The organism is Brenneria populi (assembly GCF_036016195.1).
GTDB lineage: Bacteria > Pseudomonadota > Gammaproteobacteria > Enterobacterales > Enterobacteriaceae > Brenneria > Brenneria populi.
This window is the reverse complement of the sequence record NZ_JAYWTM010000007.1, coordinates 291185-308522: the sequence shown is the minus strand read 5'-3', so window position 1 is coordinate 308522 and position 17338 is coordinate 291185. Positions and strand designations below refer to the sequence as shown.

The 17338-nt window shown below is 49.3% G+C and carries 19 protein-coding genes and 1 pseudogene; 10 read left to right on the top strand and 10 right to left on the bottom strand.

Annotation, left to right across the window (positions count from 1 at the left end; translation table 11 throughout):
* Positions 1 to 25: 25 nt before the first annotated feature.
* A complete protein-coding gene (locus tag VSX58_RS11435) occupies positions 26 to 409 on the bottom strand; it encodes a PAAR domain-containing protein (protein ID WP_327618176.1) in 384 nt (127 codons plus the stop codon).
* Between the two features lie 541 nt (positions 410 to 950).
* On the opposite strand from VSX58_RS11435, the gene VSX58_RS11430 reads away from it, so the two are divergent.
* From VSX58_RS11430 to yegS, 3 genes are all read left to right on the top strand, one after another.
* The gene (locus VSX58_RS11430; RefSeq protein WP_327618224.1) at positions 951 to 1913 is read left to right on the top strand and encodes a glutathione S-transferase family protein; all 963 of its coding nucleotides are present in this window, start codon (positions 951 to 953) and stop codon (positions 1911 to 1913) included.
* Between the two features lie 206 nt (positions 1914 to 2119).
* Entirely contained in the window at positions 2120 to 3484 is a 1365-nt protein-coding gene (gene trhP / locus VSX58_RS11425; RefSeq protein ID WP_327618175.1) for a prephenate-dependent tRNA uridine(34) hydroxylase TrhP, read from the top strand.
* Positions 3485 to 3975: 491 nt separating this feature from the next.
* On the top strand, positions 3976 to 4875 hold the full coding sequence (yegS, locus tag VSX58_RS11420) for a lipid kinase YegS (RefSeq protein WP_327618174.1): 900 nt from the start codon (positions 3976 to 3978) through the stop codon (positions 4873 to 4875).
* A gap of 44 nt (positions 4876 to 4919) precedes the next feature.
* On the opposite strand, the gene psiE is transcribed toward yegS, so the two are convergent.
* The gene (gene psiE, locus VSX58_RS11415; protein ID WP_327618173.1) at positions 4920 to 5327 is read right to left on the bottom strand and encodes a phosphate-starvation-inducible protein PsiE; all 408 of its coding nucleotides are present in this window, start codon (positions 5325 to 5327) and stop codon (positions 4920 to 4922) included.
* 549 nt (positions 5328 to 5876) lie between these two features.
* Here psiE and fbaB point away from each other — a divergent pair.
* Complete coding sequence (gene fbaB / locus VSX58_RS11410) at positions 5877 to 6926, top strand: class I fructose-bisphosphate aldolase (RefSeq protein WP_327618172.1); 1050 nt, start codon at positions 5877 to 5879, stop codon at positions 6924 to 6926.
* 87 nt (positions 6927 to 7013) lie between these two features.
* Here fbaB and thiD read toward each other — a convergent pair whose 3' ends face one another.
* Positions 7014 to 7820, bottom strand: coding sequence for a bifunctional hydroxymethylpyrimidine kinase/phosphomethylpyrimidine kinase (thiD, locus tag VSX58_RS11405; protein ID WP_327618171.1), 807 nt, complete (start codon positions 7818 to 7820; stop codon positions 7014 to 7016).
* A gap of 22 nt (positions 7821 to 7842) precedes the next feature.
* Positions 7843 to 8637 (bottom strand): hydroxyethylthiazole kinase, encoded by a 795-nt coding sequence (gene thiM / locus VSX58_RS11400; protein ID WP_327618223.1) that lies wholly within the window; start codon positions 8635 to 8637, stop codon positions 7843 to 7845.
* Between the two features lie 227 nt (positions 8638 to 8864).
* Here thiM and VSX58_RS11395 point away from each other — a divergent pair, with 227 nt between their 5' ends.
* From VSX58_RS11395 to VSX58_RS11385, 3 genes and pseudogenes are all read left to right on the top strand, one after another.
* Positions 8865 to 10103 (top strand): tyrosine-type recombinase/integrase, encoded by a 1239-nt coding sequence (locus VSX58_RS11395; protein ID WP_407654866.1) that lies wholly within the window; start codon positions 8865 to 8867, stop codon positions 10101 to 10103.
* Positions 10100 to 10399 (top strand): annotated as a pseudogene (locus VSX58_RS11390) (tyrosine-type recombinase/integrase); the annotation flags it as partial. The gene VSX58_RS11395 and the pseudogene VSX58_RS11390, both read left to right, overlap by 4 nt.
* A 196-nt stretch (positions 10400 to 10595) precedes the next feature.
* Positions 10596 to 10928: a hypothetical protein gene (locus VSX58_RS11385; RefSeq protein WP_327618170.1), complete on the top strand. Its 333-nt coding sequence runs from the start codon at positions 10596 to 10598 to the stop codon at positions 10926 to 10928.
* A gap of 373 nt (positions 10929 to 11301) precedes the next feature.
* On the opposite strand, the gene VSX58_RS11380 is transcribed toward VSX58_RS11385, so the two are convergent.
* Complete coding sequence (locus VSX58_RS11380; RefSeq protein WP_327618169.1) at positions 11302 to 11730, bottom strand: hypothetical protein; 429 nt, start codon at positions 11728 to 11730, stop codon at positions 11302 to 11304.
* Between the two features lie 513 nt (positions 11731 to 12243).
* On the opposite strand from VSX58_RS11380, the gene VSX58_RS11375 reads away from it, so the two are divergent.
* A complete protein-coding gene (locus VSX58_RS11375) occupies positions 12244 to 12414 on the top strand; it encodes a hypothetical protein (RefSeq protein WP_327618168.1) in 171 nt (56 codons plus the stop codon).
* An 89-nt stretch (positions 12415 to 12503) separates the two neighbouring features.
* On the opposite strand, the gene VSX58_RS11370 is transcribed toward VSX58_RS11375, so the two are convergent.
* Positions 12504 to 14090, bottom strand: coding sequence for a shufflon system plasmid conjugative transfer pilus tip adhesin PilV (locus VSX58_RS11370; protein WP_407654865.1), 1587 nt, complete (start codon positions 14088 to 14090; stop codon positions 12504 to 12506).
* Between the two features lie 162 nt (positions 14091 to 14252).
* On the opposite strand from VSX58_RS11370, the gene VSX58_RS11365 reads away from it, so the two are divergent.
* Complete coding sequence (locus VSX58_RS11365; RefSeq protein WP_327618166.1) at positions 14253 to 14930, top strand: O-methyltransferase; 678 nt, start codon at positions 14253 to 14255, stop codon at positions 14928 to 14930.
* Positions 14931 to 14972: 42 nt separating this feature from the next.
* Here VSX58_RS11365 and VSX58_RS11360 read toward each other — a convergent pair whose 3' ends face one another.
* Both VSX58_RS11360 and VSX58_RS11355 read right to left on the bottom strand, forming a co-directional pair.
* Entirely contained in the window at positions 14973 to 15551 is a 579-nt protein-coding gene (locus VSX58_RS11360; RefSeq protein ID WP_327618165.1) for a type 4 pilus major pilin, read from the bottom strand.
* A 248-nt stretch (positions 15552 to 15799) separates the two neighbouring features.
* Positions 15800 to 16060 (bottom strand): hypothetical protein, encoded by a 261-nt coding sequence (locus VSX58_RS11355; protein WP_327618164.1) that lies wholly within the window; start codon positions 16058 to 16060, stop codon positions 15800 to 15802.
* Between the two features lie 106 nt (positions 16061 to 16166).
* On the opposite strand from VSX58_RS11355, the gene VSX58_RS11350 reads away from it, so the two are divergent.
* On the top strand, positions 16167 to 16571 hold the full coding sequence (locus VSX58_RS11350) for an H-NS family histone-like protein (RefSeq protein WP_327618163.1): 405 nt from the start codon (positions 16167 to 16169) through the stop codon (positions 16569 to 16571).
* Between the two features lie 87 nt (positions 16572 to 16658).
* Here the strand turns inward: VSX58_RS11350 and VSX58_RS11345 are convergent, their stop codons facing one another.
* The gene (locus VSX58_RS11345; RefSeq protein WP_327618162.1) at positions 16659 to 16928 is read right to left on the bottom strand and encodes a Txe/YoeB family addiction module toxin; all 270 of its coding nucleotides are present in this window, start codon (positions 16926 to 16928) and stop codon (positions 16659 to 16661) included.
* A gap of 1 nt (position 16929) precedes the next feature.
* Positions 16930 to 17181, bottom strand: coding sequence for a type II toxin-antitoxin system Phd/YefM family antitoxin (locus VSX58_RS11340; protein WP_327618161.1), 252 nt, complete (start codon positions 17179 to 17181; stop codon positions 16930 to 16932).
* Between the last annotated feature and the right edge of the window lie 157 nt (positions 17182 to 17338).

Genomic DNA, 17338 nt, shown 5'->3' with positions numbered 1-17338 from the left:
GCGCTTTCCCGGCGTCATTGCATCCCTACCCGCGCAGACAGGATTTGGCGAATACGCGAGTGTGTATTGGCGTTATCGGGCTGGAAAGCGAAGCGTAAGGCGGGGCAGAAACAGCCGGCGATGGTGAGGGCGTTGAACTGGAGAATGACTGAACGTACTGGCTCGTCGAGCCAAAGACGACATGCCCGGGACAACCGCATGCCACTCTGTCGCCCGTCGCGACGAAAAGCTGCGTTTCACCCCACCCTTCCGCCGTGCCGACGATCGGGAACGTCCCCTTGCATTTACCGCACCAGGCTTTATCCCCGGACAGCGCAATGGCTTTACTGCCTTCGAACCATGACGAGGAGGCGGAAACGATACGGCCGTAGGTGGTTTTATCCCCAAGGCAGGCCAATGCGCGACTCATAAAAAATCCTTTCTCTATGATAGACCGTTCCAAAGAATTAATGCCGATCGTTTAAGCATCGAGATACACGGGGCGACCACAGGGGTGAGGCGTCCCTACGGGAACCTCCCCCTGTGTTTCCCCTAAAAACCGGCTTAAGTGAACAGCATTAGTTCCAGAGAATATCTTTTTCATCAAGGTGTTTCTACCCATAATGTCGCGATTGCGCCGGAACGCCGAGATTGTTGCTCCCATCAAGTGGCGCCAGTCGGCAATCAGCCTGACGGCAACGATGCGATCCTGTATCTCAGCCGCGAATATTGCGAACGTCCGTTGAATAACCAGGAGCCGTCGGCGCTCGCGCTCACCGTGTCACGGCTGCGCCGGCTGTGCCCAAACACATAGAGAAAATGCCGACAACGGCCACCATTCCCTGCGCCGCGACAGACCGACCCGGTCAAAAAATCTGTCCGAGTTAGTGAAATATTTATCATTTTCTCTTTGTCTCAAGCTGATAGGCTTATCCCCAACGGCAATTATCATCAAATTATAGCGAGGCATGATGGCAGGTTTAGTGGATGGCAAATGGGTTAACGGCGACGTCGCCGCCGAAGAGATTAAGAACGGCGCATTCCACCGGCAGGAGACGCTATTCCGCCAGACCGAGGTGGCCGCGGAGCCCGGCCGCTATCAGCTTTTTGTCTCTTACTTTTGTCCCTGGGCCTCCCGCACGTTAATTTTTCGCAAGCTGAAAGGATTGGAAAATATCATCCGGATCGCCATCGCCGAGCCCCATATCGGAGACAACGGCTGGGAATTCAGCGCGCCGCAGGACGCCGGCGGAAAAGTCGGTCCTATCCGCTTTCTGCACCAGCTGTATACCGCCAGCGATAAAAACTATACGGGAAAAGTGTCGGTGCCGATCCTATGGGACCGCCAGGAGGGGAACATCGTCAATAACGAATCGGCGGATATCATCCGTATCCTCAACGATAGCTTTGACCCGCTGACCGACAACCGGCTCGATTTCTATCCGCCCGCGCTGCGCGACGATATCGACCGCTGGAATGACCTTATCTACCACGGCATCAACAACGGCGTCTATAAAACCGGCTTCGCCAAAACGCAGGAGAGCTATAACCAGGCGGTCGCGACCCTGTTTGCCACGCTGGACGTGGTTGAGGCGCACCTGGCGGCGAACCGTTATCTTGCCGGCGGCACGCTGACCGAGGCCGACTGGCGCCTGTTCGTCACCCTGACCCGTTTCGACGTCGCCTATCACGGCGCGTTCAAATGCAATCTGCGCCGTATCGAGGATTACCCCAACCTGTCGAACTATCTGCGCGAGCTGTACCAATGGCCGGGCGTGAAAGAGACCGTCAATATCGCGCAGATTAAGGCCGGTTATTACGGTATTAAGTGGCTAAACCCCACCGGCATCGTGCCGGCGGGCCCGCGGATCGACTTCTCCCGCCCCCATGACCGGGAAAGACTGGGCGCCTCGCGGACGGCGCTCAAGGGCTGATTGCCTTGCCGATCGTATCATAGCCGAACCGATCGCGCCGCCGACGGCGCTAAATATGACGCGCCCGCGGGCCGCCGCCAGCGCGATCTTTACGCCTACTTTTTGTGGGCCATCTGCTGCTTTTTTCATTGATAAGCGCTAGAATCCCCGCCTTTACTGCCCCCTGCGGGGAGCAGCCTGACTTGTGATCAGAATCGAGAGACATCATGTTTAAACCGGAACTGCTTTCTCCGGCCGGGACGCTGAAAAATATGCGTTACGCCTTCGCCTACGGCGCGGACGCGATTTACGCCGGCCAGCCTCGCTACAGCCTGCGGGTGCGTAATAACGAATTCAACCACCAGACGCTGGCGCAGGCCATCAATGAAACCCACGCGCTGGGAAAGAAATTCTATGTGGTGGTTAATATCGCGCCGCATAACGCCAAACTGAAAACCTTCCTGCGCGACCTGCAGCCGGTGATTGATATGGGGCCGGACGCGCTGATCATGTCCGATCCGGGACTGATTATGCTGGTGCGGGAAAACTTCCCGCAGATGCCGATTCACCTGTCCGTTCAGGCCAACGCGGTCAACTGGGCGACGGTGAAATTCTGGCAGCAGATGGGGCTGAGCCGCGTGATTCTCTCCCGCGAGCTGTCGCTGGAAGAGATCGCCGAAATCCGCGGCAAAGTACCGGAGATGGAGCTGGAGATCTTCGTCCACGGCGCGCTGTGCATGGCCTACTCCGGCCGCTGCCTGCTGTCCGGCTACATCAATAAGCGCGATCCCAATCAGGGCACCTGCACCAACGCCTGCCGCTGGGAATACAAGGTCCAGGAAGGCAAAGAGGATGAGGTCGGTAATATCGTCCACCGACACCCGCCTATCGCGGTGAAAAACGTCGAGCCGACGCTGGGCATCGGCGAACCGACCGATAAAGTCTTTATGCTGGAAGAGAGCCAGCGCCCCGGCGAATATATGAGCGCCTTTGAAGACGAACACGGCACCTACATCATGAACTCGCGCGATCTGCGCGCCATCCAGCACGTGGAACGGTTGACGCAGATGCAAGTCCATTCGCTGAAAATCGAGGGGCGCACCAAGTCGTTTTACTACTGCGCCCGCACCGCCCAGGTCTACCGCCGCGCCATTGACGACGCCGCGGCCGGCAAACCCTTCGACCCGACCCTGCTGGCGACGCTGGAAGGCCTGGCACACCGCGGCTATACCGAAGGTTTCCTGCGCCGCCACGTGCATGAGGATTACCAGAACTACGACTACGGCTATTCCGTTTCCGACCGCCAGCAGTTTGTCGGCGAGTTCACCGGCGTTCGGCGCGACGGGCTGGCGGAAGTCGCGGTGAAAAACAAATTCTCCTGCGGCGACAGCGTGGAGATGATGACCCCTAAAGGCAACGTTCAATTCACCGTCGAAGCCATGCAAAACGCCAAAGGACAGGCGACCGACGTCGCGCCGGGCAACGGACATATCGTCTATCTGCCGGTGCCGGAGGAGATTGAGCTGGAATACGCGCTGCTGCTGCGTAATTTGCCGGAAGCCACCACCACGCGCAATCCAAACGCCAAATAGCGCGGCCCGGCCGCCGGCTTCACGCCGGCGTCCCCGCGGCGGCAAGCCCACGGACGGGGCGAGTAATAAAGCCAACGCATATGCGGCTTGAAGTATGACGGGTATAGATAAATATTAGAATCAGATCACATCAATTATTCGCCCTAATAGTTACTATTGTGTCGCTGAGAAAATATAGAACGAAAAATAAGCGTAGTGATACTACTAGGAACCACCTCCTTGGCCAGCTCAATCTCCCTTGAGCTGGCTTTTTCTTTTTCAGGCACCCATCGTGCCGCATCATGCGCCGGCCGCAGGCATTCAGCGTATCTTCCGGTTTCAGCCTTCGTTTTTGCTGACTAACTGTATTTACTGGCTATTATTAGAGGGCGAGTCCCGACGGCAGACGGCGGTGCGCCCGGTGTTTTTTGCGCGCGAGCGCGATTTCTCGCCTGCCGCAGCGGATTCGCCATAAGATTGACTTATTTTGCGATACCGAATTGGAGAACGTCATGGCTCAATCCTCCGCCACTCTGCTCATTCTAAACGGGAAAAACAGCGATAACGATCTGCTGCGCCAGGCCATTGGCGAGCAGCGTAAGGAGGGAAACACCCTGCATGTCAGAGTGACCTGGGAATCAGGCGATGCGCGCCGCTACGTGGAAGAAGCCGTCCGGCTGAAAGCCGATAATGTCATCGCCGCGGGAGGAGACGGCACGGTTAATGAGGTCGCCGGCGCGCTGGCGGAACAGGCGGAAGCGGTACGCCCCAGCATGGGCATCATTCCGCTGGGAACCGCCAATGATTTCGCCACCGGTTGCCAGATCCCTGTCGATGTGCATAACGCGCTGACGCTGGCGATCAAGGGGCGAGCGACCGCCATCGATGTCGCCAAAGTGAATAACGAGCACTATTTCATCAATATGGCGACCGGCGGTTTCGCCACCCGCATAACCACGGAAACGCCAGCGAAAATGAAAGCCGCGCTGGGCGGCGCATCCTATGTGCTGAACGCGCTGCTGCGCATGGATATGCTGCAGTCCGAACGCTGCGAAATCCGCGGACCGGATTTTAACTGGTCGGGGGATACCTGGGTCGTCGCCATCGGCAACGGCCGCCAGGCCGGCGGCGGTCAGCAGCTTTGTCCGAATGCGCTGGTGAACGACGGTCAATTGGCGCTGAGCATCCTGTCGGCGCAAGCGCCGCTGCCCAATATGCTACAGGCCTGGTTCACCGGCGCGGAAAACCCCAATATGATTTCGGCCTCCCAGCCCTGGCTGGAGATTACCGCGCCGAACGAGATGACCTTTAATCTGGACGGCGAGCCGTTTAAAGCCAACCGCCTGCGCATCGAGGTGATGCCGGGGGCTATTCGCTGCCGCCTGCCGCCGCAGTGCCCATTGCTCGGCTAGCCGCGCAAAACGGCCGCGTCCGCCGTCAGGACGCGGCCGCCGAGTCACTCGCGCTTGAGGCGGTTGCTGTTCGCTAGATAGAGCGTAATCACCAGCAGCAAAATGGCGGCGGCGTAAATCAGCGTATCGATCGGATTTTTGTGGTCGACGATAATCAGCCGGATAATCGCCGTGATGCCGATATACACGAAATAGCGCAGCGGAAAATGGTATCCCGACTGGAAATACTTCACGATCAGCGCGATAAATTCAAAATACAAAAAGTAGATCACAATACTTTCAATTAACTGATAGGAAGAATCTTTCTCATTGGCAATCAATAATACCTGCGCCAGATGGTAGGTCTCTTTCCCCAAAAAAATCACCAGAATAATAGCCAATATCAGCAGACCGATATTGAGTATCGTCTGCAATCCCTTGGAAACCATTATCCCGCGTTTTGAAGCCGTCATGCTTACTCCTTACATCAATCATTGCGCCGCTTCCTCTCATCAGGTTAACACCCTTATCTTTCATCAGGGAAACAAGATGCTTATTTATAAGCAAAATTACCGCTAAAAAAGCGGTTCGCTTAATGCCGATCGTTTAAGCATTGAGATGCACGGGGCGACCACCGGGGTGAGGCGTCCCTACGGGAACCTCCCCCGGTTTTTCCCCTAAAAACCGGCTTAAGTGACCCGCACTCGCGGCTCGCCCCGTTTTTTCCGCTGTTGACGAAGGTTGTATTTCCCCTGCGCCGCCAGCAGGGGAAACGCCGCGCGAAATTTGCCGCGTATCATGGCAATTATCGGCGATCGCAACTATGGTTTCTGTTAAAAGTCAGGATGTACCGTTCCTGCTTTTACCAGACGTCAACCGTCGCTTTTCATTACGCCGTAACCGTTTTGCACCAGTCATCCTGGGACAAGATGTAGGACTTATAACTAACGGGTCTTTTACCCAGCATAACAAGCGCAATCACCTGAGACGGCGATAAAGAAAAGCCAAACCAGGAGTTAACCATGACTGATATTGCACAGTTATTAGGTAAGGAAGCGGAAGATCTGCTGCAACACCGCTGTACCACCATCCCTGCGGAAAACCTCTACCTGCCGGGCGCCGACTTCGTCGATCGGGTTATGCTCGATAATAACCGCCCCAACGGCGTGCTGCGTTCGATGCAGACCTTGTTCAACCACGGCCGCCTGGCCGGCACCGGATACCTCTCCATCCTGCCGGTCGATCAGGGCGTGGAACACTCCGCCGGCGCCTCCTTCGCCGCCAACCCGCTCTACTTCGACCCGAAAAATATCGTTGAGCTGGCGATAGAAGCGGGCTGCAATTGCGTGGCCTCCACCTACGGCGTGCTGGCCGCGGTTTCGCGCCGCTATGCGCATAAGATCCCGTTCCTGGTCAAACTCAATCACAATGAAACCCTGAGCTACCCGACCCAGTACGACCAGACGCTGTACGCCAGCGTCGAGCAGGCGTTTAATCTGGGGGCGGTCGCCGTGGGCGCCACCATCTACTTTGGCTCGGAGCAGTCGCGCCGCCAGATTGAAGAGATCTCAAGCGCCTTCGAACGCGCGCACGAACTGGGCCTGGTCACCGTACTCTGGGCCTATCTGCGCAATCCGGCCTTCAAAAAAGACGGGGTCGATTACCACGCCAGCGCCGATCTTACCGGCCAGGCCAACCATATCGCCGCCACCATCGGCGCCGATATCGTGAAGCAGAAAATGGCGGAAAACAACGGCGGCTACCGCGCCATTAAATTCGGCTATACCGACGATCGCGTCTACGACCGACTCACCACCGAACACCCGATCGATCTGGTGCGCTATCAGTTGGCCAACTGCTACATGGGACGGGCCGGGCTGATCAACTCCGGCGGCGCCGCCGGCGATAACGATCTGCAGGAGTCCGTGCGGACCGCGGTGATCAACAAACGCGCGGGCGGCATGGGACTGATCCTCGGCCGCAAGGCGTTCAAAAAATCCATGAAAGAGGGCGTGGCGCTGATCAACGCCGTACAGGATACCTATCTCGATAAGAGCGTAACCATCGCGTAACCCGCCGGAAATTGTCCGGCCGCGCCGCGATGCGCGCGCCGGACAGCCGCATAGCGCCGCGCGCATTTCATCTCCCCTGACGTAGAATCACCACCAGGCATGAAAATGATGCACCGGGCCTATCCCCTGCCCCACTTCCAGCGAATCGGCCTGCTCAAGCGCCTGTTGCAGATAATGTTTCGCCGCCGCGACCGTCGACGCCCAGTCGGCATGGCGCGGACGCAGCGCCGCCAGCGCGGCGGACAGGGTACACCCGGTGCCGTGAGTATGCCGGGTGTCGACGCGTGGCGCGGTGAAACGCAGCGGCCGAGCGTTCTTGCTGAACAGCCAGTCGGGGCTCTCATCCTCGCTTAAATGCCCGCCTTTCATCAACACCGCCCGGCATCCCAAAGCCAGCAGCGCCTCTCCCTGCTCGCGCATCTCTGGTTCGTTTTCGGCCGGCGGACAACCAAGCAAGGCGGCCGCTTCCGGTAAATTAGGGGTAATCAGCGAGACATGCGGCAGCAGTAAATGGCGAATCGACGCCACGGCATCGCTCGACAGCAACGGATCGCCGCTTTTCGCCAGCATAACCGTATCCAGCACCACGTAAGGGATAGCATAGTGACGCAAACGCTCGGCCACCGTCTCGACGATTTCGGCCTGCGCCAACATGCCGATTTTGGCGCTGTCGATACGCACGTCGCTCAGCACGGAATCAAGCTGGGCCGCCACAAACGCCGGCTCAATTCGGTAGACGGACTGAACGCCGCGGGTATTTTGCGCCACCAGCGCGGTAATCACCGAGGCGCCGTAAGCCCCCAGCGCGGAAAACGTTTTCAAATCTGCCTGGATCCCGGCCCCGCCGCTGGGGTCGGTGCCGGCGATGGTTAACGCATTAATACGCTGTTTCATGCCAGATCCTCAATACGCTGTTTCATGCCAGATCCTCCGCCCGCAGGCCATAAAGACGGTCAAGAAAGGCGGGAATAAAACTGCCCGGCCCCTGCGACTGTGCGGCGGCCTGCTTTCCCGCCAGCGCCATCACATAGCAGGCCGTCGCCACGTGCTGCAAACGATCGCCCTCCAGCGCACAGAAAGCGGCGACTACGGCGGATAGCGCGCAGCCGGTTCCCACTACGCGGGTCATAATTTTATCCCCGCCGCTTACCGCCCAGTCATGAGCGCCGTCCGTCACATAATCCACCGCGCCCGTCACCGCCACCACCGTGCAGAAGCGCAGGGCCAGCTCGCGGGCGGCGGGCAGCGCGCTCAATGAGTCGTTGGCGCTATCCACCCCGCGCCCCTGCGCGTTCATCCCGGCCAGCGCCATGATCTCCGACGCATTTCCCCGGATGGCGGCCGGCTTTAATTGCAGCAGTTCGCGGGCGAATCCGCTACGGAACGTCAGCCCGCCGACCGCCACCGGGTCAAGCGTCCAGGGCGTGCCCGCCTGGTTGGCGGCGCGCACGGCCGCCAGCATGGCGTCGGCGCGGTGGCGCTCCAGTGTGCCGACATTGATCAACAGCGCGTCGGCCAGTGCGCTGAACTGCGCGGCCTCCTCTGGATCCACCACCATCGCCGGCGATGCGTTGAGCGCCAGCAACACGTTGGCGGTGAACGATTGCACCACGTCGTTGGTCAGACAGTGAACTAAAGGAGACAACGCATGAAACTGCGTTAGAGACGCCGCCGCGCGGGCAGCCGGTAAATCGACAGGTCGAGTGTTCATCATTCCCCCAACCGGCGTGCAAGAAGGCGGTAACCGGTTGGTTGGCATACCGAGACTTCCCTACGCTGGCATTATCCAGTTCAAATAGAAAGCTAGTGTCTCAGAACATCTAACAAAGTTAAATAGTAGCAATAAAACAATGAGATAATAGTTCACTATGTCTCATAAGATTTCTATTCATCTCGGTGCATTTTAGGTACATACTAGGGACGTGAAAAAATCGGATAATGCCAATGCTCAAAACTAAAACTGACATCCAGCGTTTCACCATCCCCGATGGTAAGACAATGAAGAAAGAAATCGTCTTCAACAACGGATTAACAGGATTGTACTTTGCTGCCCGAAGAAATCCATCAGGCGTGATAACAAAAAGCTGGCGTTATATTGTAGGTAGCAATGATGTTACTTTAGGCACCTATCCAGCCTACAGTCTGGAAGATGCCAGAAAATGGCATTTGCAACAGGTACAAAAAACCAGACAAGGCTTCGCACCCAGCAAAACACTCACCGGAAAACCCACCACTATGGATGGTCTGGTTCAGGAGTGGCTGGAAGTAAAATGCGCTAAACCGTCAAAACCGGGAAGACGGGCGATCTGGAACAAACATGGTAAAGCCCTGCATAACGTAGACCCTGAACAGCTTACTTACCACCATGTCTATTCTCATATTTTGGCGATGGGGGTCAGCAACGCTTCTCATCGTATGTGCCAGATTATCAAAATGGTGATGTTATATGCCTTTCAGGTGCATGGCATACAAGGGCAACAACCGGGACAACCTGTATACGTTCCGCAAAAATTGTCAGAGATCCATGACAGAAAAAAAGTTGCTGCTGTAATAGGTAAAATACGTGATAACCATCTACAGGCAGAACAATACCGCATACTCTGGCATTCCTTGGGTAACACCCCTTCTCATGCAGCGATGCGCTTTATTATGGTCTTTGGTACTCGCAAGTCGGAATCAGCAAAGCTGGTATGGCCTGAAATAGATTTAAAGGCTAAAACATGGACCTTACCCGCAGAACGCACCAAAACAAAACAGGAGCGTGTATACCCTCTTCCTGACTACCTGATCAGTCTGTTAGAAGAATGGTCTTGGACAAAGCATAACCTTAGCAAACAGATATGGACACATATCGGACATACCACGATGTCTCATTCCGCTGTCAGGCTACGAGAAACGGTAGGAAATGATTTTACGACTCACGATCTGAGACGCAGTACGGCATCAATGATGAGCAACGAGGCGGGAATTGATCCCATTATTGTAGACCTGATGTTAGGTCATAGCCTCAGTATGGTAATGTCAAAGATTCTGGCAACTTACCAACCAAAAGCCTTTCAGAAAAAGGTCGATAAGGCTTGGCCTGTTTGGTTTCAGTGGTTTGAGAAAAATATCATCAACAAGAAGCCAAAGGAATGGCAAGAGGGACTGCCTAAACTTGCGGATACAAGTAAATGAGTGAGAACACCATCAACAAGGCGCTACGAAAGATAGGCTATGACACCAAAACCGATCTGTGCGGTCATGGTTTCCGCACACTGGCATGCAGCGCGTTGATTGAATCGGGTATCTGGCCGGAAGACGTAGTTGAACTCCAAATGTGCCACATGGAAAATAACAACGTTCGTGCACCCTATACCCACAAAGCTAAACATCTTGAGCAAAGTCGCCTAATGTTGCAATGGTGGGCTGATTTTCTGGATGCTAACAGCAGCGATATGGTCAGGCCGTTTGAGTTTGGGCAGAAGGGATAAATTGATCAAGGCCACGGACGGCCTGTTATCCTGCTAAAAAATTTATTCCTTCTGGCTTTTTCATTCTTCTCAGAACATAATCTGACACTATAAATTTCGGCCTGCCCTTGCTGACAAATCCGTATAGCAAAGTGCCAGCAAACAAAAAATTTCGTAAAACAGAAAAAACTAATGTGATAAAAAGGAATTTTAAATTATGAAAAAATTTGTTACTCGATGGTTTTACGCTGGTATTGGTAAATATGAAGATCAAGTTACAGAAGGATATTTCTGGTGGAAAAAAACAAAATCTATTGAGTTACCAACCTCAAGACTCGCAGATTATGATCAATTTTCCAAAGCACTTGAAGATACTTATAACAAACTCGATGAAGAGGGGTATGAGGTTGTGAACATTCTTCCTCTGAATCTCGGTACGTCAGAACAGAATCATGCAATTCTCAGTAACGGTAACAAAAAATATCTCGGTGATACGGGCTTTTCTGTTACTCGTGGCGCAATTGTTGTCGGGAAATTAAAGAACTCATGATGATGGACCATCAAGATAAGATGAACGTCTTATCTTGATGTCTTTATCTGCATCTTCTGAGCTTCCAGACATTAATCCTGTTATTATAACCGAACAAATCACCACAAAAATCATAAAGCCATAAGAAACCATAATCACCCCACCTTTTATTAAGAAATTTAGAAAACACAGTCATCAATTAATATATTTATTTACGCCTGTCAAATTGTCACTGTTTTAATTTTAAAATATTTATTTATTTTCAAAATAGCCCCTTGCAAGTAAATAGCAATAATTTAAAATAAAAAATCATGAGTAAAAAATAGTCAGCGGAGTCGATCCCCCTGCTATCTCATTAGATTAAAAATAAAGATTGAAGAACTAAAAAGACAAGTTAGTTCAAGACCTCGTATGTAATAAAAGGCATTACGTTATATATCCTATGATGCTCTTGAATCACCGGGGCATCAAAATAAGCATACACATTGCTACCATCAGGAAAAACATAAAAACAAGACCCATAGGATTTATGTCCCCATTCTGCACGGACGAATCCTTTTCGAATATTGACACCTTTAGGCCAATCAGTGATTTTTTCTATCAAAAAAGAGCTATCGTCCTTATTTGTTAACGAGAATAAAGAAAACTCATCAACATCAACGATAAAAGGCATCTTCACATATCTCTGATAAACCCTTCCATCTTCATGTAAAAAGAACAGTTCTTTACCACACCAAGGGATTTCATTTTGATCATATTTAGCTGAATTGAGATCTTTTACATTATCAGGCCAGTTTTTTTGTACGTTAATTAATATTTTCATTTAAACACCTATGTTATTTATGATTTATTATCAATAATAAATAACAAGGTTTTTGTCAAAAAAATGGTGTTGATTTTTTAATTAAAATTTATTTTGAGCTTTACCTCTTTGACTTACTCCTCATTCGTTTAAATTTCTGCCAAGTCAATGCGTTGAGCCAATCCCCCAAACTCATCTCAGCATTAACAACAGCTTATCCTGCTGTTCACACATATCTAGAACTAGATGTATTTTAAGGGAATGGAGTTTTGCCCAGCACAGCCTTGTATCGCGTTAATTAATTGAATTGACTAGCACCATTCCTAGCCTTACATTGCAGCCAATCAGGTACGTATTTAACAAAAAGACCGTTTCGCCCCTGAAAGGTACTTGCGATACCAGACAAGGGCTAACCTCAACGTTAGAAGGATAACGCTATGGCTGTGTGTCAGTTTACCTATTCCCTTCCTGAAAATCTGCATCTGGCTACTGCTTTTTTTGCCACATATCAGTATCCAGTAGCGGAGGCTTATCATGTTCGATAACACGCCGCTAGAACTGGAAGAAATCATCGATCAATGTCGGGCATTAATTTACGCTGTTGTTGAGATTGAAAACCCCCAAGCCAAAGAGATCCTGTCTCTTGTGTTGTGGGAAAGGCTCGATATTCTACATCAGACCTATCAAAAAGCAGAAATGAGTTAAAACTGGAAGAAGTTACTGCTATTTATCTCAAAAATAGCTTGTATTCTAAATAGACCATGCACGGAAACAAGCTATTTCTTTAGACCTATTTAATTAACACAAGCATATATATTTTGATATGAATAATAACTCGCCCCCGAACCATTACCGCCTCCCCCTTGTTCATGTTGTTCACTGGTTGATGATATTTGAACACTTTTTAAACCGGGAGAGCATGAACAATCACCTGTTGCAGAATTCGGTAAAACACACTCCTTACGTCCTCCTCTGTTAACAATATCAACTCGGTATAAACCTATCAAAACCTTTGATGCTGGTTGCTGCCATATTAGATCTTCACAGGAATAAATCGCCCCTTTATCATCTTTACTAATTGCACCGGGTATTGAACACGCTGCACCACTACTGATTGTCGATGTTGGCTGTAAATATTGCCCTGAAACAGTTCCTCCAGATAAGATATTGCCAGACGCAGTTATCTTTCCTGCTGCTGCTCCCGATGCAGCAATATTAAGATCCCCTCGATTGGATTGGCTGCCCCAAACCTGAAAACGTGTTTCTGTCGCAGAACCTGATGTCGTGCCATCATGACGCCATAGCGTCAGTGGTCGATTATCCGATAATCTTATTTCATAATCCTCACCTGCCGCATCACCGCCTAATATCATCGTATCACCATAGCCATTTTTCACCGTAAGCTGACGTCCATTCAAATTACCTGTAGCCGTAATATTTTTACTGGCAAGAATGTTTCCATTGGCCTCAATATTTCCATACGTTTTTAAAATAGTGCTGTCGGTGGAGTTTTCTGTATCATGAATAATTAACGGTAATCCTTTAGTGTGGAGGATCATTTCATAATCACGGTTTACCTTGTCACCCCCGAGTGAAATAAGATCGCCAAAACCTGTGGTCGCGGTGATGTTGCCACCGGATTTTATATAACCACCAAAATTACCGGTTCCTGAAGCAGTAATATTTCTGGCATTGTTAATATCATTACCTCCCATATTCAGATCGCCCGTCATTGGCAAGGTTCCATCACGACGCAAATAAACCGAATACATGGAACTATCATAGCCGACGCGGTAGACCAGTAATCCTTCTGATGTGATATTGCTATAATCCGCTGCTTTTTCTGACCACTGCCCCTGATACCCTGAAACGACCGTTGCCGTTCTCGTGATTCCGCTATCGATACCCGCTGTCCACATTGCACGGCCTAACAGGTCATAGCGGATTTTAGCGCCTTCTTTCCATGCTAAAGTTGTGGTAATCAGGCCATTGATAACATAATTGGGTGCGGTGCCATCACGCTTTAAAATAATCTTATAGGAAGACGCCTGAGCATTTTTACCTGTATAACTAACAGGCAATAGCCCTTCATTAATCAATGTCTGATAAGTGATTTCACACTCTGCCGCTGAACAGATTCTTGGTCCCGGATCGCTGGTTTGGCTGCTACTGGAAGACAGGGTTGAAAGTTTATCATAGCGGATACTAATATAGCGGTTGACCGCTTCCCCCATTTGTTTCATTTGAGAACCAACGGCATTCGCCATTACTGTTTCTTGTTCATTCTTCATATCCTGAAACTTCAGGAAAGCCATTGCAGTGCCAATACCTAACACCAGAATAATTTCCAGTAAGGAAAACCCTTTTTTATGTTTAATCATTTTCATCGTCCTTTTTTATTTCACGTACTATTTAATTAGCAAAAATAAAAAAGTGGTCAATATGATTGTTATAAATTATATTTAAATATACTTTCACTCATCATTAATGTGAAATATTAAAGTGATAGACTACACTAACACTTCATCATAAGAGGAATGACAATGAGAACGCCTGATTATCCATCTGAAGGCCATAAACAATGGGCCGCTGTTGATGAATATTTTTCTAATCTTTTGGTAGCACAAGATGAATCGTTAACTAATGCATTAATAAACAACAAAGAGAACTCTCTTCCTGAACATGATGTTTCCCCTACACAGGGTAAATTGCTTTATCTTTACGCCAAAATGATAAAAGCTTCACGTATATTGGAGATTGGCACTCTCGGTGGATATAGTACCATTTGGATGGCGAAAGCACTTCCCAATACAGGGAAAATCGTCACAATAGAAGCGAATAAAAAACACGCCACCATTGCTAAACAAAATATAGTAAACGCAGGAATAGATGACAAGGTAGAACTTCATGTAGGGCCTGCAATTGATATATTGCCTGCACTTAAAGAATCTTTTGATTTAATTTTTATTGATGCAGATAAAGTCAATAATCCAGAGTATCTTAAATGGGCTCTAAATTTATCACGTTCGGGAACAGTTATCATTGGTGATAACGTGGTTCGTGGTGGTGCAGTAGCAGATGAGAGATCTGAAGATAAAAATGTCATAGGTGTAAGAACGTTTCTTCAAATGATGTCAGAAGAACCTCGCTTGACCAGTACGGCTATTCAAACCGTTGGTGAAAAAGGTTGGGATGGTTTTGCAATAGCAATTGTAAAATAATAATATTTTTACTAATTGATAAAAGGGCGAACGCCCTTTTATTCATAATGAGGTGAAGGTAATGGTATTACTGTTTCCACCAGACTGACACGTTGATGCCACTGTCGCCATATTCATATCGCTGCTGGCTTTTCTGATATTGCCTGTTGTTAACGCCGAACTACCTGTTCCAATCGCTACGCTGTAAAAGTTTGCGCCAACGCCGGAAACAATCTTGGTGCATTCTAATGCAGGAACATCAACATATGTGATAGTAAATGCCGAGTTAGCCACGCCGGAAGGACTATCGGTTGAGGTGCCTAATAAGACGTTGCCTTTAAAGGCATTAACAGGCTTCGCTGCGGAGCCTGAACCACTCAACATATTATCAGGGAAAATCTTTGCCTGAACTGCAACAGTTTCATTTAACCCTGAATAACTGGATGCTGCCGTGTAAAGCGCTTTTACCCCAGCCTGAATTGTCGCTATGTTATTACTTTCCGCTGTGGCTCTTTGCGAGGACTGAACCTTTGGATAAACAATAAATGCCGCAACCACTAACGCTGCGATAATCCCAAGAACTAAAAGTAGTTCAAGCAGGGAAAACCCTTTTTTACTTTTTCTTTTCTTCAACAAGATCATTTTTATCTCCTTTGTCATTTAAATGATAAAAAAGAGATAATCAATTAATTTTGATTGAACAAGAGCAAAAAACGGATACTTGGCTTTTTTACCGATGAACGGTCAATCTGTTATAGATGTAAAAAAGAAAAACGTCTCTTTTAATGATCGAATAGTCATCTATGATAGATTAATAATTACATTAACAGCCAAGACAATAAAAAACACAGTCACATAAACAAAACCATATCGACCTTTTGTTATTTTCTTCATGATTTTTCTCTCAGAAATATTTTTTGAGCATTCTTTAAAAAACGCCATAAACTGTCAGTGATCATAAGTACAATACCTAATAGCATGAGAAACACACCAAGCCCCGCACCCCCTAAAGAATACAAAATAAGATGGCTTAAAACATCATGGCTGATATGGCAAAGCGCCCATCCCAAACCATATGGCACGATTAAAACGGCTAAAAATACCATTGTATAAATAAATCCAGAGTAGACGCTTAATTTTTCTCTCTTCATTGTTTCCTCCTTAGTTATATTGATATATAATTTAGCGTTGTCGATTGTCAAATTTTTAACTCACTAACTCACGATAACCTATTTCTCTTTATCAGGATGACAGACTATGAGTGAAGCCCTTAAAGTATTAAACAATATTCGTACCCTTCGTGCTCAGGCGCGTGAAATCGATCTGGAAACATTGGAAGAAATGCTGGAAAAATTGACCGCGATTGTTGAAGACCGCCGCGAAGAAGAAGCCAGCGCACAACAACAAAATGCAGAGCGTCAGGCCAAACTTGAAGCCTTCCGCGCTCAATTACTGGCTGATGGAATTGATCCGGCTGAACTGCTTGGCTCTGTGTCTACCGGAAAATCAGCAAAATCTAAACGTACTCCTCGTCCAGCTAAATATAAATACGTTGATGAGAATGGCAATGAAAAGTTATGGACGGGTCAGGGTCGTACACCTAAAGCGATTGCTGCCGCTCTTGGAAGTGGTAAGAGCTTGGAGGATTTCGAAATCAGGTAACTCGGAACACCAGCGCTACAAAAACAGCATAACGAATGACTATAAAGTGTATTAACTCATCATCAAGCTAATACACTTAGGTGCAGGCTATTTGTAATGGAATCGACACTGAACAACGTCCAGTTGCTGAGTATTGTCTTTTCCCGACACACGGTAGACAAAACGATGCTCACCGGATATTCGTCGTGACCAGAAACCAGATAGGTCACCTTTGAGGGGTTCTGGTTTCCCCAATCCCTTGAAGGGCGACCGTTTGGTATCCTTAATCAGCTCGTTGATTTTTGTGACCATACTGGGGTCGTTTTCCTGCCAGTATAGATAATCCTGCCAAGCATTCTCTGTCCATAGAAGTTTCATATCAGAGAGTCAGATCCTTCTCTACCACCTTTCCGTCACTGAGCTGTTTAATGCTTTCGCGCAACCGCTCAGAGTTTGCCGGAGTTGAAAGCAAGTGCAGGGTTTCCAGAATGGATTCGTATTCCCCTTCAGCCAGCATGACCATAGCCTCTGACCCTTGGCGTGTAACAAGCAAAGGCGCTCTTGATGAGATGACCTCATCAAAATGTGCGGCGATGTTCTGACGGAATTCGGTCAAACGGACGTGCGCCATAGCAATGTCTCCTCTATACAACAAACGTACGTATTTATGTACAGATTAATTGGAGCGCTTGAAAAAGTCAAGGTAGGACAGGGATATCAACATAAAAGTAAAAATCAGGTCAATACAAATCATGGACTTCATCACCTCATTCCCACCAAGTGGGTTT